The 21,757-nt window shown below is 68.0% G+C and carries 22 protein-coding genes and 5 pseudogenes; 16 read left to right on the top strand and 11 right to left on the bottom strand.

Translation table 11 applies throughout. The annotated features are described in order from the left end of the window. The first annotated feature begins 200 nt into the window (after window positions 1–200). The 6 genes from OG310_RS38395 to OG310_RS38370 all read left to right on the top strand — a co-directional run bounded on the left by OG310_RS38395 (window position 201) and on the right by OG310_RS38370 (window position 7,528). Window positions 201–1,607: a DNA-binding protein gene (locus OG310_RS38395; protein ID WP_329453786.1), complete on the top strand. Its 1,407-nt coding sequence runs from the start codon at window positions 201–203 to the stop codon at window positions 1,605–1,607. A gap of 178 nt (window positions 1,608–1,785) precedes the next feature. Further along, window positions 1,786–2,562 (top strand): TnsA-like heteromeric transposase endonuclease subunit, encoded by a 777-nt coding sequence (locus tag OG310_RS38390; protein WP_329453787.1) that lies wholly within the window; start codon window positions 1,786–1,788, stop codon window positions 2,560–2,562. Next, entirely contained in the window at window positions 2,559–4,721 is a 2,163-nt protein-coding gene (locus OG310_RS38385) for a Mu transposase C-terminal domain-containing protein (RefSeq protein WP_329453788.1), read from the top strand. The genes OG310_RS38390 and OG310_RS38385 overlap by 4 nt, the downstream gene beginning before the upstream one ends. Before the next feature lie 83 nt (window positions 4,722–4,804). Continuing rightward, window positions 4,805–5,788, top strand: coding sequence for an ATP-binding protein (locus tag OG310_RS38380; protein ID WP_329459966.1), 984 nt, complete (start codon window positions 4,805–4,807; stop codon window positions 5,786–5,788). A 7-nt stretch (window positions 5,789–5,795) separates the two neighbouring features. Further along, window positions 5,796–6,428: a hypothetical protein gene (locus tag OG310_RS38375; protein WP_329453789.1), complete on the top strand. Its 633-nt coding sequence runs from the start codon at window positions 5,796–5,798 to the stop codon at window positions 6,426–6,428. A gap of 338 nt (window positions 6,429–6,766) precedes the next feature. Continuing rightward, a complete protein-coding gene (locus OG310_RS38370; RefSeq protein ID WP_329460798.1) occupies window positions 6,767–7,528 on the top strand; it encodes an enoyl-CoA hydratase/isomerase family protein in 762 nt (253 codons plus the stop codon). 222 nt (window positions 7,529–7,750) lie between these two features. On the opposite strand, the gene OG310_RS38365 is transcribed toward OG310_RS38370, so the two are convergent. Genes OG310_RS38365 through OG310_RS38350 form a run of 4 tightly spaced genes read right to left on the bottom strand, consistent with a single transcriptional unit; the run spans window position 7,751 to window position 9,088 of the window. Continuing rightward, window positions 7,751–8,089: a glycosyltransferase gene (locus OG310_RS38365; RefSeq protein ID WP_329460797.1), complete on the bottom strand. Its 339-nt coding sequence runs from the start codon at window positions 8,087–8,089 to the stop codon at window positions 7,751–7,753. Continuing rightward, on the bottom strand, window positions 8,080–8,379 hold the full coding sequence (locus OG310_RS38360) for a DDE-type integrase/transposase/recombinase (protein ID WP_329460796.1): 300 nt from the start codon (window positions 8,377–8,379) through the stop codon (window positions 8,080–8,082). The genes OG310_RS38365 and OG310_RS38360 overlap by 10 nt, the downstream gene beginning before the upstream one ends. Before the next feature lie 2 nt (window positions 8,380–8,381). After that, complete coding sequence (locus tag OG310_RS38355) at window positions 8,382–8,783, bottom strand: IS3 family transposase (protein ID WP_329460795.1); 402 nt, start codon at window positions 8,781–8,783, stop codon at window positions 8,382–8,384. Next, window positions 8,780–9,088 (bottom strand): transposase, encoded by a 309-nt coding sequence (locus OG310_RS38350; RefSeq protein WP_329460794.1) that lies wholly within the window; start codon window positions 9,086–9,088, stop codon window positions 8,780–8,782. The genes OG310_RS38355 and OG310_RS38350 overlap by 4 nt, the downstream gene beginning before the upstream one ends. A gap of 969 nt (window positions 9,089–10,057) precedes the next feature. Here OG310_RS38350 and OG310_RS38345 point away from each other — a divergent pair. Further along, complete coding sequence (locus OG310_RS38345) at window positions 10,058–11,005, top strand: NADP-dependent oxidoreductase (RefSeq protein ID WP_329460793.1); 948 nt, start codon at window positions 10,058–10,060, stop codon at window positions 11,003–11,005. Between the two features lie 91 nt (window positions 11,006–11,096). On the opposite strand, the gene OG310_RS38340 is transcribed toward OG310_RS38345, so the two are convergent. Continuing rightward, the gene (locus OG310_RS38340; protein WP_329460832.1) at window positions 11,097–11,258 is read right to left on the bottom strand and encodes a hypothetical protein; all 162 of its coding nucleotides are present in this window, start codon (window positions 11,256–11,258) and stop codon (window positions 11,097–11,099) included. Here OG310_RS38340 and OG310_RS38335 point away from each other — a divergent pair. After that, a pseudogene (locus tag OG310_RS38335) lies at window positions 11,181–11,652 on the top strand (hypothetical protein). The gene OG310_RS38340 and the pseudogene OG310_RS38335 sit on opposite strands and share 78 nt — an antisense overlap. On the opposite strand, the gene OG310_RS38325 reads toward OG310_RS38335, so the two are convergent. Together OG310_RS38325 and OG310_RS38320 are read right to left on the bottom strand one after the other, a co-directional pair. Then, window positions 11,609–12,399, bottom strand: a protein-coding gene (locus tag OG310_RS38325; RefSeq protein WP_443078956.1) for an IS5 family transposase whose coding sequence is annotated in 2 segments (ribosomal slippage) — window positions 11,609–11,769 and window positions 11,769–12,399 — 792 coding nt in all. Because the reading frame shifts where the segments join, the coding sequence is not laid out codon by codon here. The pseudogene OG310_RS38335 and the gene OG310_RS38325 overlap by 44 nt on opposite strands. 270 nt (window positions 12,400–12,669) lie before the next feature. Beyond that, window positions 12,670–13,443, bottom strand: a complete 774-nt coding sequence (locus OG310_RS38320) for an SDR family NAD(P)-dependent oxidoreductase (RefSeq protein ID WP_329460791.1) — start codon at window positions 13,441–13,443, stop codon at window positions 12,670–12,672. A 237-nt stretch (window positions 13,444–13,680) separates the two neighbouring features. On the opposite strand from OG310_RS38320, the gene OG310_RS38315 reads away from it, so the two are divergent. The 4 genes from OG310_RS38315 to OG310_RS38300 all read left to right on the top strand — a co-directional run bounded on the left by OG310_RS38315 (window position 13,681) and on the right by OG310_RS38300 (window position 16,080). Then, entirely contained in the window at window positions 13,681–13,962 is a 282-nt protein-coding gene (locus OG310_RS38315) for a transposase (RefSeq protein ID WP_443078955.1), read from the top strand. Between the two features lie 284 nt (window positions 13,963–14,246). Continuing rightward, window positions 14,247–14,570: a hypothetical protein gene (locus OG310_RS38310; RefSeq protein WP_329460790.1), complete on the top strand. Its 324-nt coding sequence runs from the start codon at window positions 14,247–14,249 to the stop codon at window positions 14,568–14,570. Continuing rightward, a complete protein-coding gene (locus tag OG310_RS38305; RefSeq protein WP_329460789.1) occupies window positions 14,571–15,587 on the top strand; it encodes an MFS transporter in 1,017 nt (338 codons plus the stop codon). A 58-nt stretch (window positions 15,588–15,645) separates the two neighbouring features. Continuing rightward, the gene (locus OG310_RS38300; protein ID WP_329460788.1) at window positions 15,646–16,080 is read left to right on the top strand and encodes a DUF5709 domain-containing protein; all 435 of its coding nucleotides are present in this window, start codon (window positions 15,646–15,648) and stop codon (window positions 16,078–16,080) included. 107 nt (window positions 16,081–16,187) lie between these two features. On the opposite strand, the pseudogene OG310_RS38840 reads toward OG310_RS38300, so the two are convergent. Further along, window positions 16,188–16,680, bottom strand: a pseudogene (locus OG310_RS38840) (transposase); the annotation flags it as partial. Here OG310_RS38840 and OG310_RS38290 point away from each other — a divergent pair. The 3 genes and pseudogenes from OG310_RS38290 to OG310_RS38280 form a co-directional block, all read left to right on the top strand. Next, window positions 16,673–16,966: a DUF5709 domain-containing protein gene (locus tag OG310_RS38290; RefSeq protein ID WP_329460787.1), complete on the top strand. Its 294-nt coding sequence runs from the start codon at window positions 16,673–16,675 to the stop codon at window positions 16,964–16,966. The pseudogene OG310_RS38840 and the gene OG310_RS38290 sit on opposite strands and share 8 nt — an antisense overlap. 30 nt (window positions 16,967–16,996) lie before the next feature. Next, a protein-coding gene (locus OG310_RS38285) for an IS5 family transposase (RefSeq protein ID WP_443078954.1) occupies window positions 16,997–17,925 on the top strand; the annotation gives its coding sequence in 2 pieces (ribosomal slippage) (window positions 16,997–17,371 and window positions 17,374–17,925; 927 coding nt in all). A 19-nt stretch (window positions 17,926–17,944) separates the two neighbouring features. Continuing rightward, window positions 17,945–18,585 (top strand): annotated as a pseudogene (locus OG310_RS38280) (NF041680 family putative transposase); the annotation flags it as partial. Window positions 18,586–18,869: 284 nt separating this feature from the next. Here OG310_RS38280 and OG310_RS38275 read toward each other — a convergent pair. Then, window positions 18,870–19,403, bottom strand: coding sequence for a TerD family protein (locus OG310_RS38275; RefSeq protein WP_329460786.1), 534 nt, complete (start codon window positions 19,401–19,403; stop codon window positions 18,870–18,872). Window positions 19,404–19,967: 564 nt separating this feature from the next. Between OG310_RS38275 and OG310_RS38270 the strand changes: the two are divergent. Then, a pseudogene (locus OG310_RS38270) lies at window positions 19,968–20,775 on the top strand (IS5 family transposase). 4 nt (window positions 20,776–20,779) lie between these two features. On the opposite strand, the pseudogene OG310_RS38265 reads toward OG310_RS38270, so the two are convergent. Further along, window positions 20,780–21,007, bottom strand: a pseudogene (locus tag OG310_RS38265) (helix-turn-helix domain-containing protein); the annotation flags it as partial. A 91-nt stretch (window positions 21,008–21,098) separates the two neighbouring features. Next, window positions 21,099–21,428: a thioredoxin gene (gene trxA, locus OG310_RS38260; RefSeq protein WP_329460783.1), complete on the bottom strand. Its 330-nt coding sequence runs from the start codon at window positions 21,426–21,428 to the stop codon at window positions 21,099–21,101. Window positions 21,429–21,757 lie beyond the last annotated feature (329 nt).

The raw sequence follows: 21,757 nt of genomic DNA, 5'->3' as shown, positions 1-21,757 counted from the left end.
GGCCAAGATCTTTTCCCAACTCCCCCTGTCTCCCGGCCTGTCGCATCGCCTTCGCAGGTCACAGGGGTAGCAGGAGGTGGCAGGAAAAACGGTCTGAAGGTGGCTCCGTCGAGTAGAAGTGACGGCCCCAGGAGGACGGGGCGCCTGGGCATCCGCTGCAAAAGCGCCCGCCGGGACGGCGGACACGAGACCGTGGTGAAGTGACCCATCACCCCGGCCTGCTGCGGACAGTTCCCCTTCAGGGGGAGACGACCTCGTCGCTGATCTGCCGCATCGCGGGCCGTTACGGGATGGAAGCGAAGGTGTTGCGGTCGTGCTGGCAGTGGCGCAACTACCCGCCGGGGCACGACGGCGGGGGCACGCGGGCCGACGCCGAGGTGCTGCTGAACCCGCCCGGACGACAGCTACTGGCAGGCATGTGCGGCGTCGAGGAAGACGTGCTGGCGCGGGCGTTGCCGTCCTGGGGACAGCAGGACGCCAAGCTGTCGGCCAGAAAGAACAGCGTGCCGGCGGCCGCGTGGCGGACCGGGGGTGCGGTCGCCGGGCCGGTCGCCTTCGGCTGCCGTCTGTGCGCGGCCCGGCGCGCGGGGACGGCCGTGCGGGTGGTGCGGTACGCGCCGCGATGGGAGCGGGTGTGTGTCCGGCACGGGCGGTGGCTCCTGGACGCCGACGCCGACCAGCCTCTTGAGTATCTGGACGTACGGGGTGTGCCGGAAGTGGCCGCGGCGCAGCGGCGGTGGACTGGTGTGACGCGGCGGGCGGTACGGGCTGGAGCGGAGCCGGAGAGGGTGTTCGCTCTGGCTTATGCGGTGGTGGCCCGGTGGTGGGAGCAGGCTCTGCACTGGGAGCGGGAGACGCTGTGGCCTCAGCGGCTGCACCAGGTCGCGGGCGGCAACGCCGGTACAGAGCTGGAGCGGTGGCGGATCGTGGGCCGGGACGCGGTCGTCTTCCCCGAGGTGGTGGCCGTGGCCGACGCGCTGCTGGACCCGGCGATGGCCGAGCTGGTGTGGAGGGACAGCGGTGCCGGGCGGCCGCGGGCGCTGCCCTCCGACGGGGCGTTCTGCCGCCGACTCGGTGAGCGCGTCGGGCGGGGGTGGCTGGGGCCGCTGGCGGCAACCGACTACGGCGGCCCGCTGACCTCGTGGATGGGCGCCGTCATCCGCATCCGTCGTGGCGCCGGCGGCCCGCCCGGCTACGACAACGATCCGTGGTGGCTGCGCCAGGAACACCAGCCCGCGACCATGGCCGGACAGTTGCGCGTCCTGTCCAAGGAACGTAGCGCGCCCGGCTCGGGCACCACGTGGCGCTCTGCGGTGCCGGCCGAGCAGCGGGCGCTGATCAGCAGCCTGGTCAACGACGCCGAAGAGCAGCTGACCCAGCTGCGCGGCGCCCAGTACGGCAAGACCGCCGACGCCGCGCAGCAGTTGCTGGGCAACCTCGGCCATGCCGCCACACTGATCGAGCAGGCCGTCCGGGAGAGCGCAGCAGCAGCCTTCGCGGCCGGGATGGCGCTGGAGGACCTGGCGCGCTGGGCCCGTCTGCCGGCCGATGTCCTGGCCGAGGCACTCGCGGACCAGCGCAACGAGCGGCCGGGAAAGGAGCGGTGAGTAAGTGTCAGGAGGCAGGCAGGCTCTGCAGGGACCACGATCCGCAGGGCACTACCTCATGGCCCGGCACTCGTGATCAAAATCCGTGAAGCGGCCCGCCGCACTGGCAGGACGGGCTTGACTGGGGCGCGTGGGCAGCAAGGACGCAGCGGCCGCAGCAGGTGGCCGCTCACAGCGCATGCAGACGGATACCGGATCCGAGTGGGAGGCGGTCTTCGTCGATCCTCTCGGGCAGGTGGTGCAGCAGCGGTGGGCGGACGCGGTTCTCGCGGTGGCCTTCGAGGAGTTGGAGCCGGTGTCGGCGTTCCCGGTGGTGCCGAGGCGGCGGTGGGGTCCTGGGCAGTGGTGGTCGGCCACGACCGGCCGGCATGTGGCGTGCGGGTCGGCCGCGATGCGGGCGCAGCTGACGGTGCTGGACCGCGACCCCGAGGTGGTCGGCCTGGCCGGGCGGCCGGTGCGTCTGCTGTGGCGGGACGCGCGCGGCCAGGTCCGCTCGTGGGTGCCGCAGCTCTTCGCCCGCCACCGCGACGGCACCGCCCTGCTGGCCGACTGCCCCAACCACCTGGAGGCCGGCGGCGAGCGGGCGCAGCGTGCTGCGACGGTCCTTGAGGCGGCGTGCGCGCAGGCCGGCTGGAGCTACCGGCGCCTTGAGCCGCTGGAGAAGACGCTTTCGGCAAACCTGAAATGGCTGGCCGGGTACCGCCACCCCCGCAACGCCGGCCATCCCCGTCTCGCGGCCGCCCTGCGTGAGGTGTTCGCACAGCCGCAGCCGCTGATCGAGGGCGTCGAAGCGGTGGGCGACCCGATCGAAGTCCTGCCCGCCGTCTTCCACGCCCTGTGGCACGGACACCTCACCGCGCCCCTGGACGTACCGCTTAACGAGCGGGTCCTCGTCAGCACCGGCGCCGGCGGTGCGAACGGCCACGGCGGCCCGGGCAGCGGGGAGGGGCAGTGAGCGTGCGGCGTGGCGGCCGGCCGGTGCTGCAGGTCGGAGCGCACGTCCGCTTCCGTGACCGCACCTGGCAGGTCATCGCGATGGCGGGGCAGCAGGTCCACCTCGCCGGTGAAACAGGCGAAGACGAGACGGTCGTGGCCGGACACCTGTTCGCCGACCCGTCCTTCACCATCGTGGGCGCCGAAATGCCCCAGGCCGCAACGCAGTGGGGTCTGTTCGAAACCGCGCCCGAGGACGCGCGGCGCAAGGCACTGGCCTGGCAGCGGCACATCCGCGAGGTGGAGACCGGCCTGCCCGGCGGGACGGACAGCGACGGGGCGCCCCGGGCCGAGTACGACCCCGACCGGTTCACCCTCGCACAGCGCGAGGAGGCCAAGGCCACGGAGCTGACCGCGATCGGCTTCGGCCCTGTCTCCCGGACCACGGTGCAGCGCATGCGCCTGGCCTACCGCAAGCAGGGACTGTGGGGGCTGGTTGACCACCGCACCACCCGTCGGCCCGTGCCTACCGGGCGCACCGACGAACGCGTCATCGCCGCCATCGAGGAAGCGCTGCGCCGCCAGCGCGGCCGTTCCAAGGGCACCGTCAAGGGCTTGATGCCCCTGGTCACACAGATCCTTACCGACCGGCACGGCCGCGGCACAGTGCCCGCCCCCTCCCAGGCCACCTTCTACCGGCTCGTCCACCAGCTCGCCGACCCTGCCGAACACCCCCACCGCCCCGCCCGTACTCTCCCCTCCCCCACCGGCGGACAGGCGTTCACCCCGACCGTGGCGCTGCGGCCGGGCGAGCAGGTGCAGGTCGACACCACACGGCTGGACGTCCTGGCCGTCTTCGACGACGGCACCACCGGCCGGCCCGAACTCACGATCGCCGTCGACGTCGCCACCCGCGCCATCCTCGCCGCGGTCCTGCGGCCCGCCGGCACCAAGGCAGTCGACGCGGCCCTGCTGCTCGCCGAGATGGCCGTCCCGCACGCGGCCCGTCCCTCCTGGCCCGACGCACTGTGCCTCGCCCACACCCAACTCCCCCAGCTACAGCGGCTGATGGACCTGGACGAACGGCTCGAGGGCGCGGCTGCCCGGCCGGTGGTGGTGCCCGAGACGATCGTCGTGGACCGGGGCAAGGTCTACCTGTCCACGGCGTTCACCGCCGCCTGCGAAACCCTCGGCATCAGCGTCCAGCCCACCCCGCCCCACGCCCCCGCCGCCAAAGGCATCGTCGAACGCACCTTCGGCACGGTCAACGCCCTGCTGTGCCAGCACCTGCCCGGCTACACCGGCTCCGACGTCACCCGCCGCGGACCGGACGCCGAAGGCGAGGCCTGCTTCAGCGTCGCCCAGATGCAGGACCTTCTGGACGAATGGCTGATCCACTACCACCACCGCCCCCACGAAGGCCTGCGCCACCCCACCCTGCCGAAGAAGGCTCTCACCCCGAACCAGATGTGGGCCGCGCTTATCGCCGTGACCGGCTACGTGCCCCTCCCCTTGAGCGGCAGCGACTACCTCGAACTGCTGCCGGTGCGCTGGCAGGCCATCACCGAACGCGGCATCCGCGTCGACCACCGCACCTACGACCACGATGTCCTCGCCCCCTACCGCGGTCAGCCCTCCCCCGTCACCGCACGCGGCGGCAAATGGGAAGTCCACACCAACCCCCACGACGCCCGCCAGGTCTGGATCCGCCTGCCCGACGGACACCTGACAGAGATCCCGTGGATCCACCGCGACCACATTCACCAGCCGTTCAACAGCGCCACCTGGCAGCACATCAAAACGATCACCACCCGCCACAGCGACCGCGACACCCACGAAGCCGACCTCGCCGACGCCCTCGACCAGCTCATGCGCCGCGCCCACGCCGGCACCGCTACCCCCGGCGAACAGCGCCTGATCACCCGCGCCGCACCACTGAAAACACCCCCGCCCGCAGCCGGCACCCGCCCTCCCTACGATCCGGCCCCGCAGGCCGACGCCTGGGACGACGCCTGGGACGACGACAGCATCGACGACCTCGACGACCTCGACGACCAGCCCGACGAACCAGAACAGGCCGACAGCGAAGACGAACTCGGACCCGGCGACACCAGCGACGTGCCCGTCCCGTACACCGGACTCGGCCTCTACGACCCCGCTCAGGAAGCCCTCAACTGGTGACCAGCCCCGCACGCAACCACCACGCCCCCGCCAACACCGAGGCACCGCCGCCTGGCACGCAGGCAGTCGAGCCGGAATGGCCGATCACCACCTGGCAGGGCTGGCAACGCTTCGCCACCACCCCGCCCCTCACCCCGCCCCAGCCCGGCGACACCCCACGCAGCACGGAAGAACGCCTCGCCTACCACTCCGCGTTCGTCACCGTCCGCACCCCCGCCATCAACACCCTCGCCACCCAGGTCCGCACCCTGATGCTCCTCGGCCGCCACCAGCAGACCACCGCCCGGCCCTCACTGATCGTCACCGGCCCCGCCGCGGCCGGGAAAACGACCGCCCTCCTCGAAGTCGGACGCACCTGCCACCTCGCCCACACCCGAAAACACCCCGCCCCGCCCGGACGCACCCACCAGCAGACACCGGTCGCGTACCTGCTGGTGCCGGCCGGCGCCACCGCGAAAACCCTGGCCACCGAATTCGCCCGCTACCTCGGCATCCCCGTCACCACCCGCATGACCCAGACCCAGATCACCGAGGCCGTCTGCCACACCTACACCGCCGCTGGCGTCCGCCTGGTCCTCATCGACGAGATCCACCGCCTCAACCCGCGCACGACCACCGGCGCCGAAGCCGCCGACCTGCTCAAAGACCTCACCGAACGCATCAGAGCAACCTTCGTCTACACCGGCATCGACGTCGCCTCAACCACGCTGTTCTCCGGAGTACGCGGCGCCCAACTCGCCGGCCGCGCCAGCCTCATCACCTGCGGCCCCCTCCCCGCCCGCCACGGAAACACCCGCCCCTTCACCGATCTCATCACCGACATGGAGAACGCCCTCGACCTCACCCAGCACACACCCGGCACACTCCCCCGCCACGCCTCCTACCTCCACCAGCGCACCGCCGGCCGCATCGGAAGCCTCGCCCGCCTCATCCGCCAAGCAGCGATCACCGCCATCTGCGACGGCACCGAACGCATCACCAAAAAGGCGCTCGAAGCTATCCAGCTCGACCACCTCGCCGAAGAAGCAAGCCGCCCCCGAACCCGCCAACCCGCCAGAACGGCATGATGCGGACATGAAGACGACCACCGAAACGCCAGGCGGCGACGAGTTCGCTGCCCTCTGCCGGCAGGCCTGGGACACCCTGATCCCCGCCCGCGCCGACTACCTGGCAGGCGTCTCACCCCACTACGACGAGGTCCTCCACGACGTCGCGCAGCGAACCGAGCACACCGGCAGCCTCGGCAAGACGGACATCGCAGCCCTCGTCGTCTGGAAACGGCTCTCCGCACAAACCCGCTGGGTGACAGAACTGATGTCCCTGCCCGACACCCAGGTCCGAGCCGTCACCGAGCGAGTCGTCACCGCCGTCCGCGACACCACCATCTCGCGCGGGGAGGCCGCCCGCACGGGGCGCGGCATCATCTGGGAACTGCCCGGCTTCCGCACCGGCGACGCCCTCGCCTCAGCCATCCTCACCGCAGCAGCACCCCAGCGGATGGCCGTCTACGACCGCCGCGTCCAACACGCCCTCGACACCCTCCGCCTCCCCCTCACCCCCACACCGGGACGCTACGGCCGCTACCTCCAGCTCCTCGACGACCTCCTCCACCACGGCGGAGCACACGCCGCCGGCTGGACCGCACGCGACATCGACACCGCCCTGTACTGGACCGGCGGCAACCCCCACCCGACAGCAACGGCATAGCCCACCAGCAGACCCCGACCATGCAGCAAGCCGCTGACCAGCACAAACCCGCACCGACCCTTTAGATACCGGAGCCCATCACCAACACCACACCGCCGTTATCAACGAACCCCGAACAACCACAGGCCAGACGCCCCATCACCACTGTCTCCAGCTCCCCGTAAGCGCCGGACTCCTTATCAGGGAATCACCAACACCCCAGCTCAAGCAGCCCTCGCCACACCAGCTACGAACCTCGGAATCACAGTCGGCCCTCGGGCCTGTTGCTTGGGATTTCGCTTCTCGGGATGTTGTCTTGGGGACTCGAGCCCTACCCGATTTACGCGAGGAGCCGTCGCATGACCACCCTGCCCGAGTACTTCAGCGCCTTTGAGAACCTGGCGATGGAACGTACCCCCTCCGGTGTGCTCACCGTGCGCTTCCACAGCGACGGCGGCCCGGCGACCTTCACCGGCCGGCTGCACACCGACCTGCCGCGCGCCCTCTACGAGATCGGCGAGGACCACGACAACCGGGTGCTGGTCCTGACCGGCACCGGCGACCGCTTCATGACCGACATCGACGGTCCCAGCCTCGGTGACATCACCAAGCCCGGACACTGGGACCGCACCCTCGCCGAGGGCCGCCGGGTGATGCAGCGCCTGGCCGACCTGGAGATGCCGATCGTCGCCGCCGTCAACGGCCCGGCCACCGTCCACAGCGAGTACGCCCTGCTCGCCGACATCGTCATCGCCGCCGACACCACCGTCTTCTCCGACCACCCCCACCTGACGTTCGGGATCGTCCCCGGCGACGGCATCCAGGTCGTCTGGGAGGAGACCCTGGGCCTCAACCGGGCCCGCTACCTCACCCTCACCCACGGATCGTTCACCGCCGAACAGGCCGAACGCTGGGGCGCGGTGGCCGAGGTGCTCCCCGGGAGCGAGGTCCTGGCCCGCGCCCAGGAACTCGCCGAGACCCTGGCCGGCCGGCCGCACCTGCTCACCCGCTACCTCGCCGTCACGCTGCGCCAGCGCATCAGCAGGCGCCTCGCCGAAGGCACGCAACTCGGCATGGCACTCGAGGGACTCACCGCGGCCGACCTCGCCCACCAGAGCTGACCGCAGCCGCCCCGGAGGCCGACGCCGTAGAAGCCGGCACCGTGCCCACTCTGCCCGCGCCCGGGCTCGACTCGGGACCAGTCAGGGCGGGGGTTCCTCCCTGCCGATCTGGCGGGCGCGGGTAGGAAGGTGGGCATCGTCGAGCGCGGGCCGCGCTCCCGTCGGGATTCCCGTCGGAGGATTAACGCCGACCGAGAGGCGCTCCACCACAGGCTTCAGGGTTTATTCCTCCGCGCGTCCCTTCGTATTGGCCCCGCCCCGACCGCAGGACGCCTCTACCGGCCCGATTCCCTCATGGGTTCCGGCAGCCGGCAGACGACGTCCGCCGATGAGGGCATGCCGCAGCGCCGCCGAGAGTTCGCCGACCGAGTCGGCCGTGAGCTCTTCGTTGAGCAGCCGGATGCCGAGGCCGGTGTCGGCGATCACCTGCGCGTTGCTGAATTGGTCAGCGCCTTGCGGGAGTACGAAGTGCAGTCCTTCCGCGAGCGGATGCAGTGTCGTGCCCGACCCTCCATGACTTACGACGAGGCCCATATGCGGCAGCAACGCCTTCAGGGACACCCACCGCTCCACTGCGACCCGCGGGGGCAGGGCGGATTCAACTGGTCGTCCCATCCAACACCTCCATAACCAAGGTGTTGCGACGACCAGTTGAATCCGCCTTGCGTGCCGTGGTCAGCGTGGTGGACGAGTTCGCCGGGGGCGACTTCACGGCTGGCCAGCGCGTACTCCAACGAGGACAGGACCAGGTCGGCGTCCGCGCGGGCGGAGGTCTCCCAGGCCACGACTCTGCGTGAGAAGACATCCCGGATCGCCGACAGCCACAGTGGTCCCTCCAGGGTGGAGATCATGGTCAGGTCGGTGACCCACAATCGATTCGGCGTGGACGCCGTGAAGTCGCGTTGTACCAGGTCAGGGGCGAGGTCGGCGTCGGGGTCCCGGCGGGTGAAGGCCTTGCTCCTGCGGGGGCTGATCCGGCCAGGCCGGCTTCCCGCATGAGCCGCTCGACGCGCTGGCGGCCGACGTGAACGCCCTCGCGTTGGAGGACGGCGTGGACCCTGGGCGATCCGTAGATGCCGCCGGAGTCCTGGTGGATCCGCCGGATCTGCCCGGTCAGCTCGGTGTCCTGGCGGCTCCGCTCGCAGGGCTCGGTCTCGGCCTGGCGCCAGCGGTAGTAGGTGGAGGAGGGGATGTGCAGTTCCCGGAGTACAGGCTCGACCCCCAGGTGCGGGTGCTCTGTGAGGAGCGCGGTCACCTGGGCCGGGTCGGGTCGAGCTGTGCGGCGAAAAAAGCCGAGGCCGTCCGCAGGACCTCGTTCGCCCGACGCAGTTCCCGCACCTCGCGCCGCAGCTGGGCGAGCTCTTCCTTCTCCTCGGTGGTGAGCAGGTCGTCACGCTCGCCGGCGTCGGCCTCGGCCTGCCGGATCCAGTGGCGCAGAGCCTCGTGATGCACACCGAGATCCTCGGCCATGCGACGGATCACCGGCTTCGGCTCGGCAGTCCGGTACATCCGCACCGCACGCTCACGCAACTCCAGCGGGTACTTCCTCGGGGCAGGCATCGTCTGGGCTCCTCTCATGAGACCCATCTGACCTGCTGTCACCATTCCCCGCATCCCGGGGGAACCTCACAGCGGACCTGACAAACCAGGTGTTGGACGACGTCGTCCGCGGGCTATCCGGAGTGCCCGAGGGGCGAATACCTGGCCGGCGATCCTCGTGCATGGCGAGGCCGGCGGACTCGGTTCGGCGGTGACCAAGGTCGGCCGTGAAGAAGGGGCACACGTTACCGGTATCGGACGCGCATCCGGAGACCCCGCCGCCCACCACTGTGACGGTGAGCAGTTGGCGACGCTCGTGAACCGGAGCCATGGACGCCACCTGGTCGTTCGCGGTACGGCCGTGATCCCCCAGCGCGGCGGAAGGTTGGTGCCGGCCGGGCGCCACGAAGGCCGGGACTCCTCCGCGGACACGTTACAGGTCACAGACCGTCTGAATCGCCGTGCAAGGCCGGGTCATCCAGACCGACAACTCGTGTCGTCAGATATGAGATAATGGGACTATTCCGTCCACGTTAGGATGGCGCGACACCACTTGGCAAGCATGCCTGCTCTCGGCCGTGGATCGTCCCGTTTCCGGAGATCTGCTGCGATCATAGAGAGGCTGAGGCCGGGTTCGATGGTCTGGTCTGCCTGCGCGCACGATCGACGGACCCAGCGCTCCGCGCCGGGGCTTCTGGACCATAGAGTTCTCTTGGCGGTTGGATTAACAAACACATCGGCAACGCATTCGAGATCACAGCGGTCTGCTGGACCGCCTAAGAGCTGTCCCGTAACTGTTCTGGTGCCCTGGGTGAGTCCACTTCGACCCGATTCGATGAGTCATTGTCGAGTCCGGTAAGCGGGTTAGAAGCGGACAAGTTAGTCGAGCAGGACTGGCTCGACTGCCCCTCCCAAGAGTTACGGGACAGCCTTTAGTTGTGTATCGGGATCCCGGTCTGTACCTCCAGGTCAGCCGGATCGAATGAAGGGATGATTATGAAGGCATGCGGAGTTTCCGGTCCGGGAGCAGATGTCGTCCTGCTCGATCTGCCCGAGCCCCCGGCGCCCGAGGCTGGCCAGCTTCTGCTCGAGGTGGACGCCGCCGGTGTCGGCCCGTGGGACCAGTTGCTGACCGACGCCAGCTGGGACGTAGGGCTGCGGACCCCGGCCGCGCTCGGAGTGGAGGGGGCAGGCCGCGTGGTGGCGGTCGGTCCGGGCGTCGAGGGCTTTTCCCTTGGCGACCGAGTGCTCGCCCACGAGGCCCCGCTGCCCGGCGGAAGCGGCTTTTGGGCAGAGCGGGCACTGATCACCGCGGCTAGCGCCGCACCCTGCCCGACGGAGCTGGATGCCGCTCAAGCAGCGGCATTGCCAGTTGCCGGACTCACGGCATACCAGGCCCTGGAAGAGCTAGCGCTGACGAGCGGACAGCGACTGTTGATCACCAATGGAGGAGGGGCTACGGGCGCGTTGGCGCTGCAGATCGCTGCCGCGCGCGGGATCGAGGTGACGGTGACAGCATCCGCTGCAGCGGGCGAGCGGCTGTCCGCTCTGGGCGCGTCCGAGGTGGTCGACTACCGGAAGCCGGGTTGGCGGGGGCAGGTTCCGCACGGGTTCGATGGCGTACTCATTGCCGTTGAAGGAACGTCACAGGAGGCCATGTCTGTGCTGCGCGATGGCGGACGTCTGATCTCGCTCACCTCAGACGCGCCTGCAGGGGAACGTGGCATCGTGAGCAGGGATATCTACGTTCGGCCTGACGCGGCGCAGCTTGCGCATCTGGCTGAATCGGCGGTAGCCGGGAGGCTGCAGCAGAACCTGGAGGTGCTTCCCTCGAGCGAGGGGCCGGCGGCCTTCGCTCGGGTTTCTGCCGGACAGGCCGGCGGTCGGAAGATCGTGCTGACCTGGACGCAGCCCCGACAGGGCGCCGCCCGCACCTGAGTAGCTGTTGTCGTTCCGAACTTGGTGGCGGCATTTTCTCTGGTCAGGCATAGGTTCGGCAGTTCGGTGGGAGTTGTGGCCTGTCGGGTTGTCACTCGCCGGGGAGGCCTGGATGCCGTCGGTTGTCGGACTGCTGGAAGAGCACGAGTTCGTTGCTCGTCGTCGTGTCGACGGGCTGCGGGAGGAGGCCGATCGGATCCAGGCCGAGCTGGCCGCGGCCGAGCAGGAATGGCAGGAGTGGGTGATCGCCCATAGGCGGGTTGATGCGGTGCTGGCTCCCAGCGCCGGCACCGCCGGGACGGAGGTCACCTTGGATCCGTTGGACGCGGATGTGCCGTCGGCACCCGGGGATGTGGTCAAGCCGAGGTCGCAGGTGCCGGTGTGGCGGGAGGGCCTTGCCCCGGCGGTGCTGTCGGTGGACTACCAGCGCATCGTGCAGGTGCTCGCAGACTCGGTCCCGGCTTCATCAAGGGCCGCTGACCTGCCAGGAGATGGCCGCGGCCTTCGGGATGGACGTGGTCCCGGCGCGGGTGGAGGCCTTGCGGTCGAAGGCGAAACGCCTGGTTACACGTGGCTGGCTGACCGAGCCGGGACCGGGCCGGTTCACGCTGGCTGCGGGTGCGGCCGGGCCAGGCGCCGGGTCATGAGCAGGATCATCGACCAATAAACCATCGCCTCGGCGCTGGTGGTGCGGCGTTCGTAGTCGCGGGCCAGGCGTCGGGTGCGCATCAGCCACGCGTTCGTGCGCTCCACGATCCACCGCTGGGCAGCACTACGAACCCCTTCTGGCCGTCGCTGCGTTTGACGATCTTCAGGACGAGAGCGAGTGCGGCCAGGCAGTGTCCGACGAGGCTGCCGGTGTAGCCGCCGTCGGCCCAGACCAGTTCCAGGCGGTGGTGAGCGTCGGCCACCCGCCGGAGCAGGACCTGGGCGGCGGTGCGGTCCCCGATGTCCGCGGCGGTGACCATCACGCCCAGCAGCAGGCCGAGCGTGTCCACCACGACGTGCCGCTTGCGGCCGTTGATCAGCTTGCCGCCGTCGAAGCCACGGCTGTCCGTGCCGACGACGGCATCGGCCTTGACCGACTGGGAGTCGATCACGGCGGCCGTCGGCTCGGCGTCGCGGCCCTCCCGTTCGCGGACCCGGGCGCGGAGCCGGTCGTGGAACTCCCGGGCCAGGCCGTGGCCGCGCCAGCGGCGGAAGAACGCGTAGACCCGGTCCCACGGCGGGAAACCGGCCGGCATCGCCCGCCACTTGATTCCGTTGTCGACCAGGTACCGGACCCCGTCCAGTATCGCCCGGTGGCAGTAGGCCTCCGGCTGCCCGCCCCGGCCCCACATCCAGCCCGGCACCGGCAGCAGCGGCCGGACCACCGCCCACTCCGCGTCCGTCATATCCGACGGATATCGCCGCTGCCGGCAGCTGTTGTCGGCGGCGTTTCCGAACCGGTGTGCCAGGCAGTCACACTCCGGGGCAACTGAACTGGACTGCCCGGCCATCCACACGGAACACTCCAACACCGGGGCCCCCTGACGTTGCTCGTTGATTCGACACCATCGAGCTGTTCAGAAGGCCCCACCCTTATGCGCCGACACCTCCCCGACCACCCGATCGGGAACCCCGGTTCGAAGCCCACCCCTCATGGCCGGAACGACAACAGCGACTTAGTTGCGTCCTGCCATGATCCCACCGTCGACGTTGAAGATGGCGCCGGTTGTCCAGCTCGATTCCGATGAGAGGAGGAAGGCGATGGTGGAGGCGAGGTCCTGCGGGGTGCCGGTCCGGCCGAGTGGCATCAGGCCGCTGAGCTGCTCAAGCGCCCCTTTCAGCTGGTCGGGGGGGAAGACCTTTGCGAAGAGCGGTGTATCGGTGACACCGGGGGCCACGGCGTTCACCCGGATGCCCTCCCCGGCGAGTTCGATGGCCAGGTTGTGTGTGAGGGCGTGCAAGCCCGCCTTGGCCATCGAGTAGCCCGACGATGGCGTCACAGCGAGAGCCTGGTGCGCCCACATGCTGCCCACGTTCACGATGGCGCCGCCCTGACCACCGGCGATCATGCCCCGTACGACTGTCTGCGTCAGGAAGAACGTCGACCTGTTCAGGTCGTGATACGAGTCGTAGTCCGCGACCTCGTGGTCGAGGAACGGCTTGGGCAGGAAGAACCCCGCTGAGTTGACGAGAAGAGTCGCGTCGGAGTGGCTCTGCACCAGCTGCCTCTGCGCCTCGACGACCTGCTCCCAGTTCGACAGGTCGGCTGCGATCGCATATGCGCTGCCTGAGCGCGAAAGGTTCGCAACGGCATCGTCGAGTTTCTGGCCCGGTCGGCCGATGATGACCGCGCTGCCACCCTTCTCGATGACGTTCTGCGCCGTTTTCAGTCCCATGCCGCTTGCGCCGCCGATCGCGACGAGTTTCTTGCCTTCGAAGTCCGAGGCCATACAGATCACACTCCGTTTGAGGATGAAAAGTCCCTTCCGGTCATTCCACCCTCCTGCAGCAAGATCGACGGCCGATCTACAAGGTCCCTACCGCAACCATGGACCGTATGGACCCCTCCGTTCACCCGTTTACAGTAAGGTCGTCGACGTGCCGGCCTGGGTTGAGTTCAGCGGCGCCTCGCAGGTCGCGCTCAACTGCGGCGCACCGTCACCCGGAAGGGCAAACGGACCGTCGAGATGGTCTACCTGATCACCAGCGCGGAGGCCGCCACCGCACCGCCGGCAGTCCTGGCCGGATGGGTGCAGTCACACTGGGAGATCGAGAACCGCCTGCACTGGGTCCGCGTCACCTTCGACGAAGACCGCTCCCAGGTCCGCACCGGCAACGCGCCCCGCGTCATGGCGAGCCTGCGCAACACCGCGATCACCCTGCTCCGCCTGGACGGCCACCACAACATCGCAGCCGCCCTACGGCACCACGCCCGTGACATCGACCGCCCCACCGACACCACGAGTTAAACCTCAGTACCTCCAAACAGGTACAGAGAGCCTGTAACTCGATCTGTTTGAAGTGGGGTCTCGGTTAGACCTTCGTCGGCGGCGTGGCCGACTCCAGTCTTCAGCCCAACGAACAGGCGAGTGTCTGCGATGAGTGGCAGCGGGTTCCGGGCGCCAGCCGCCAGTCACGTAGCCCGTACGCCGCCACGTCCCGCCAGGGGAAGGCTAGAAACAGTGGGAATCATCGCCCAAGACATGCAAAATATCATCGACAGTGCCAAGCTCGCATTCGTGACGACAGTCTGATGGGCGACAGCAGCCGAGTACGCTTCACGCGTATTGAAGAAGCCAAAGGGCCGCTGCGGCGGCTCGCCCTACCGAAGGGCGCGGCTTTCGGCGTAGCAGCCGTCGCTGCGTTCTTGGCGTTCGCGTCGAACGCTGCCGCCTCACCGCTTTACCGGGTGTATCAGGCGCAGTTCCGGTTCCCTGCGATCACGCTGACCTTGCTGTTCACGGTCTATATCATCGTCTTGCTGTGCACCTTGCTCTCCCTGGGCTCCCTTTCGGATTACGTAGGCCGTCGACCCTTGCTGTTGGCCGGGCTGGCCACAGGCGCCGTTGCGTGCTGATTGTTCCTGCTCGCGCACGGAGTCGGGTTGTTGTTTGCGGCGCGCGCGCTGCAGGGCCTCGCGGTCGGCCTTATCACCGGTGCGGCCGCTGCTGCGCTGCACGACTTGCGGCCACACGGCAGCGCGGCACCGCTGTTGTCCAGTGCGGCGCCGACCGCTGGTCAAGCCCTCGGTGCGATCGTCACCAGCGTACTGGGCCAGTACGCCCCGGCACCGACCCGATTGATCTGGTGGCTGCTGCTTGCGATGTTCGTCGCAAGCTTGCTCGCCGTGCTGACTACCCAGGAGCCCGGAAGCAGGCGCCCCCATGCCCTGGGCTCGCTCCGCCCGCAGGTCAGCGTGCCGCACCCGTCCAGGAGTGCCTTCGCCGCCGCCCTGCCCTGCCTGGTCGGCGTGTGGGCGCTCGGTGGCTTCTACCTATCACTTGGACCATCGCTCGCCAGCCAGCTGCTGCACTCCCATAACCTACTCTGGGGCGGCATCTTGATCTTCCTGCTCACAGGGCTCGGGGCCGCGGCCTCCGGAGCACTCGCCAAGGTGAGGCCAGCCCGCGTGATGCTGGCTGGGTGTCTCGCTCTTACCGCCGGGGCCCTGGTGACTTTTGCGGCCATTGACACCAGCACACCTTGGGTCCTGTTTCTGGGCACTGCTATCGCAGGACTCGGCTTTGGTCCCGGCTTCCTCGGCGCCTACCGCGCCACGGCTACGGCCCCCGCAGTCACGCCCGGCCAGCGTGCCGGGCTGATCACGGCCATCTACATCGTCAGCTACGTCGCCACCGCAGTGCCAGCTGTCATTGGCGGCATCGCTACCGCACTATATGGCCTGCATGACACAGCCCTCGTCTACGCCGTAGCCGTGAGCGTCCTCACCGCGACCGCCGCCGTCATTCTCCTGGCCCGCCGTACAGCCACATCCGCCGCGATGGAGTATGCCGCTCTATGCCCCGAGCCGCCACCGGGCGCCTGCACCGTGCCGGCGCGCCCTCCGTGCTCACCTCCGCGGACAAGAACATAAACTTGTTTTGCGGAGGCAGAGAGCCGAGCCAGCCGGGCACGCAGTTCAGGAGGACACCATGGGCGATGAAGAGCAGGCCCCGGGGCTCCTTAGGGCTTCGGAAGAACTTGACGAAGACGAAATTGGGGACTACCTGGACGCCGGGTACTCTCCGGCCGAACGTCCTCTCGCCGTTAGCGAGTGGGGAATAACCGAGCGTGAGTCGCAGAGCCACGAATCCCTGTCCAGGCGGCTGGCACGTGAGGTGGAGGAGAATCGGAGCGATGACGGCGACGGCATCGGCGATACGTCAGACACGGACGGCGAGGTCATCGACGACCAGGTCGGCTCCGTGCGTGCCGGTCGCCTTTCGGTGTGGAATAAAGACGTTAGCGGGGCACAGTACGACGGCGATGACTACTGGGCAAAGGATGTGGGTATCGACGGCGGCGCGGCATCAGCAGAAGAGTCGGCCATTCACGTCGTAGACCCTGATGCGTACGGATCCCGCTGAGCTGCCCTGGGTTTCGTAGCGGCCGGTTTCTGTGGTTTCAGGCGGTGTTCGTGGTCGCTTGGGATCGGTGGTGGCGGGCCTCGAATCTTCGGGTGGGAGGTAGTCGAGGGCTCGTCCTGGCCAGCGGGCCATTCGGCCAGCAGCCAGCGGACCGGAAGCTCGCGTCGGGTGTGGCCTTGCGGATCTCACGTCCGGCGGGCCGGATCCGTAGGGTCACGAAGCGCGAGTAGATGCGCTTGTGCCCGCTGCGGCCACTGCCGGGCCGTGATCCCTCCCTCCACTGCACCGGCCGTGCGGCAGATTTCCCGACCGCGATGACCAGGCTCTTCACCCTCTGGGCCGGCTCGGAGTAGGCAGGAACGGGCCGTGGGCCGCGGCCGGAGTAGGCCGGGATGCACGGCTGAGGTTCCCCCTGCCGGCCGCCCAGCTCCCGGGCAGGAACAAACGCCAGTTCACCGCTGCCGAGGGGCCGTTGGAAGCAAGATGCAAGGAGATCCCGGCCTGGCAGTTGGTGACCTTGCCCGCGGTGCCGGTGTACTGCCTGGTCACACACGCGGACGCGTCCCCGTCCTTGAGGAACCCGGTGTCATCGATGATCAACGCGGTGGGCTTGATGACCGGCTGCATACGCCAGGTCGGTGACGGTGTGGACCAGGACGGCGACGGCCTGGGTGACAGCGCGGACACGGACGGCGAGATCATCGATGGCCAGGTGGGCACCGTACGCTCCGGGCGCCTCGTCTTCTGGGACGAGGAAGGCACGGACGGCATCGGTGGCACGAGCGACGGTGACGACTACTGGGCCAGGGACGTGGGGATCGACGACGGCGCCGCGTCGGCGGAGGAGCCGGCGGTCCACTTAGAGCTTGTCCGCCCGATCATGTGACTGTCTGACTTCTGGCTCGTTGTCCTGGGCATGGGGCGGGGTGACTTGACGGATGCGGAGTGGGAGCGGCTGCGGCCGTTTCTGCCGGTCAGCAACAACCGGTGTGGCCGGTGGCGGGATCACCGGCAGGTGATCGACGGGATCTTGCACCGAGTGCGAACCGGCGTGCACTGGCGTGATCTTCCGGAGAGGTTCGGGCCGTGGAAGACCGTCTACGAACGTCATCGGCAGTGGTCGGCGGACGGGACATGGGAACGCCTGTTGCGGCAGGTTCAGGCCGCGGCCGACGCGGCTGGTGACATCGACTGGGACATTGCGGTCGACTCCACCATCGTGCGTGCGCATCAGCATGCGGCCGGTGCCCACACCGATCCGCCGCCCGCCCCCTCAAAGGGGGGCGAACAGGCAGAACACCAGGACGAAACGCCCTGGCAGAGCCTGCACGGCCGGCTGGTGGAGGTGGTGCGGGAGGTGAGGGCCTGGGCCGCTCGCGGGGCGGCTTCACCAGCAAACTCCACCTGAGCGCCGACGGACGCTGCCGCCCCCTGTCCCTGGTTCTGACCGGCGGACAGCGGGCGGACTGCACCCAGTTCGAAGCGGTGCTGGAGAAGATCCGAGTCCCGCGCACGACCGTGGGCAGGCCGCGCGGCAAGCCCGACAGCCTTGCCGCGGACAAGGCATACAGCAACGGCCCCTGCCGCCGGTACCTGCGGCGTCGGGGTATCCGGCACACGATCCCGGAGAAGACCGACAGCCAGGCCGCCCGCCTGCGCAAAGGCTCACGCGGCGGACGGCCACCCGCCTTCGACGCGGAGCGTTACAAGAAACGCAACACCGTCGAACGAGCGATCAACAAGCTCAAACAATCCCGAGCCGTCGCCACGCGATACGACAAACGAGGCTACGTCTACCTCGGCACCGCAACCGCAGCAACCCTCGTCATCTGGCTCCGCACATGATCGCCCGGACAAGTCCTAGGGGAAGGCGACCGCGCCGGCATGGGACAGGCTGCACCCCAGATTGACCCGCCGGGCCACATGGCTCGACCACGACGGCCAACTGCCCATCATCGAGGGCACCATCATCCGCTTGGTCGTGGAGAAGTTGCCCAGCGGCGGGGTCAGCAAGCCGGTATGGCTGTGGTGGTCGGGCACCGATGCCACCGAAACGGACCTCGACCGCTGCTGGCAGTCCTTCCTCTGGCGCTTCGACATCGAGCACACATTTCGCCTGTTCAAGCAGACTTTGGGGTGGCCCAAGCCCCGGCTCCGCAGCTCGGAAGCGGCCGACCGGTGGACCTGGCTGGTGATCGCCGCCTATGCCCAGCTCCGGCTAGCCCGCCCACTGACACCGACCTCCGCCGACCCTGGGAGAAGCCGACCGAGCCGAACAAACGGACCCCCGCCCGCGTCCGCAGAGGGTTCAGGAACCTGCACGCGAAGACTGGCTCTCCAGCCGGTACACCGAAACCGTCCCGGCCCGGGCCAGGCCGGCCCCCGGGGTCGACGAACCGCCGCCCAGCCATCCGTCATGATGTGGGCAGAGTGCTCGCCACCGGCGAGGCATACAGCCGGCCCGCCCATCACAAGGTCGGCACCAAACCCCGCAGGACAGGCTGACAAGCGACTTCGAGGATCAGCACACTGAGCGCATGCGATACGAGGAGAAAGCGAAGCTCACCACCGCAAGGGCTCTGGCCATCCTTGGCGACCTTGCCGTCAGAGCCGACGAGCGGCACGTCTGCGCGCAGTCAGTATTACTCCCAGATCACGATGGTCTCGGCCATCGAGCAGATCCTCGGGATGACCCGATGAACCAGAAGGCAGCGCGGTCAGCTCGACGAGCGGAGCGTTCAGCCAGAAGGCGAACCTCAAACCGGGATGGCCGCACGCGGGCCCGTCGGTCAGATGTGGCGGACAGCGCCCATCTCGATCATGAAGCCCGCCGGATCGCTGTCGGATCCCCGGATCATTTCGCGCAGTTTCCAGTGGCCGGTGTCGTTGCGGGTGAACTCGGCGAGGGTCGTCGCGGTCGATCCGGCCATGCCAGAGAAATCGTCGGTGAGCAGTTCCTCGTAGCCCTCGAGGATTACGACTCCCGCGTTCGAAATGTCGCCGAACGTCCGGGGAACCGGCTCCTGATGGATGACCACGCCCACGATAACCCTCGCGTAGGCGCCGGACAGACGGTCGAACTCCAAGGACATCACCTCGACGAACCCGAAACCCTGGCCGGTCTGACTGTGACGACTCATGTTGATGGTGCCGTCGGGTGAGCGGCTGTCGTAGTGCACCAGGTACGCCGGCTTGCCGAAGGGGTCGTCCATGGAGTAGGTCGCGGCGACGATGTCGAGATGGCGCGGGGGCTCGCCCAGAGGACTCGGGTCCCACTTGAGCCGCACCTCGACCTTGCCCAGCACGTTGCCGACAACCCCCACTGAACGTCCCCTTCCGTGAGCCGCGCCTGCGCGGAGCCTTCACACGCCTTCAAGTATGTCCTCCGACCTGCCTCTTGATGCGGCCTTAGCGACAAGAATCCGTTGTGGTCCGAGCTCGGGCTGAGTCCCTCTGGATGCTCTACCAGCTGATCAAGCGGCTCGCCGCGGCACGTCAAGCGTGCTTCCTCACTGACGTGGGCGCCGACGGCGCAGGGCCCGCGTACGGCCTTCTCCGCGTGCGGTGTGCGTCCAAGGCCGCTGGAACCGGGAAGGTGACGGCCCTGAGCTGGCCAACCTGTCCAAGCTCGCCCAGCCCTTTCCGACGAACGGCCAAATCCTGACTCCCTTGACGCAATCCTCGCAGAACGCCCCAAGGAAGAGGACTTCGACTGCGTCGCTCGTGTCTGCCGGAGGGAGAGGCGACGGCGGAACCGGAGCGCCAGTGTGCGCGTGAGTTGGGGGTGGGGTGGTCGTGGCATGAGTGTGCTTAGCTTACTGATCGTTTCAGAATGAACTCTGTCTGGTGGGTTGTCAGTTGGGTGGTGAGTCGGCAGGATCTGTTGTGTGCCTGCTAATCTCGTGCCTGATGACCTGTGGGAACGCGTTGTCCCGCTGTTGCCGGTTCGTCCGCCCCGGCGCCGCCGGTATCCAGGCCGGTTGCCGGCGGATGACCGTGCCGCTCTGCGGGCATCGTCTATGTGTTGCGCAAGGGTGTGAGCTGGCGGGACGTTCCCGCGGAGCGAGTCGGCTGCAGCGGGGTAACGGCCTGGCGGCGTCTTCGGGACTGGACCGAAGCGGGAGTGTGGCCCCGGCCGCACGAGGTCTTGCTGGCGGAACTGCGCAAGGAAGGGCTGCTGGAGATGGACGACGCCGCGATCGACGGCTCGCACGTCCGGGCGCTCAAAGGGGGGCTCACACCGGACCTTCGCCGGTCGATCGCGCCCGGCCCGGCAGCAAGCACCACGTCGTCGTCGACCGGCAGGGAACCCCGCTCGCCGTCTCGCTGACCGGCGGAAACCGTCACGACGTCACCCAGCTCATGCCACTCCTGGACGCGATTCCCCACATCCATGGCCTGCGCGGCCGACCACGTCATCGCCCCCGGCGCCTGTTCGCCGACCGCAGCTACGACTTCGACAAGTACCGGCGCCTCATCCGAGCGCGAGGAATCACCCCCAAGATCGCCCGACGCGGTGCCCCGCACGGCTCTGGCCTGGGCAAGACCCGCTGGGTGGTAGAGCGGACGTTCGCCTGGCTCCACCAGTTCAAACGACTCCGCATCCGCTACGAGATACGCGCCGACCTGCACCTCAGGCTCCTCCAACTCGCCTGCAGCATCACCTGCTTGAGACGCCTCATATCCTCATTCTGAAATGATCAGTTAGCCGCGGCAGCGATGCGGGCCCCTGCGACCGCAGGGATCGTGGGGCGCCCCCGGCCCATGCACGACGCCATCGCTGCACCGACCGGACACTGACCCGCAGATCCCTGGCGATCGCTGAACTGCCCTCGCCCAGGGCAAACCGCTCAGCCGCCTGAAGCCGTAACTCCTCGCGCTTGCACTGTCGTTCAGCGGTCAGCCCGCCACCCTGTGGATACCTCATCCTCCGGTGATACCGCACGCAAGCATCAATCGTCAGCCCCTATGACGTCTCGCTTTATACTGCCACCCCTGTTGCTTGATCGTGTGTACCCTCAGAGATGCTTGACCACAAATCCTTCGACAGCCATGCGCGGTTGAGCACCCAAGACCTCTTCTACTACCGCACCTTCCTTGAAGAGAAGAAGCAGCGGGATTCCCTGCACCTGATACTTCTGTGCTGTGGCTGCATTCGCGTCGACGTCGAGCTTGGCAACCTTGAGCCTTCCCACGTAGTCATCGGCAAGTGCATCAACGACCGGGGCCAGCATCTTACAGGGGCCGCACCAAGCTGCCCAGAAGTCGACCAGGACGGGTACCTTGGAACTGAGGACCTCGGTCTCGAAGTCACTGTCCATTACATTTACCACATGAATACTTGCCATGTTTTTCTCCATGCTCTGCAAAGATTATTTGGGGTGCGTTTTCTCATTCCGATGAGCTGACAAGGTAGGGCGTTATTGCAGCGCTTCTGCAAACCGCATGCCTCAACAGTTCGGTCACCTCAGACAGATCCAAACGGGACATTCATCTGTCGTGTACGGCCAGTCAGTTGCGGTCCCCCACAACGCCGCCGTCGACGTTGACTATGGCACCCGTGGTCCATCCCGACTCGACCGAAAGTCGGAAAGCCATCCGGCAGCCACCGCGACCAACAAAGATACACCGCATGACACGAACCGCTACTGGAGTACTAAAGAGTGGGGTAGGAAGT

It is taken from the genome of Streptomyces sp. NBC_01497 (genome assembly GCF_036250695.1).
Taxonomy (GTDB): Bacteria; Actinomycetota; Actinomycetes; order Streptomycetales; family Streptomycetaceae; genus Streptomyces.
The sequence above is the reverse complement of the archived record's forward strand: the minus strand, read 5'-3'. Positions and strand labels throughout refer to the sequence as shown.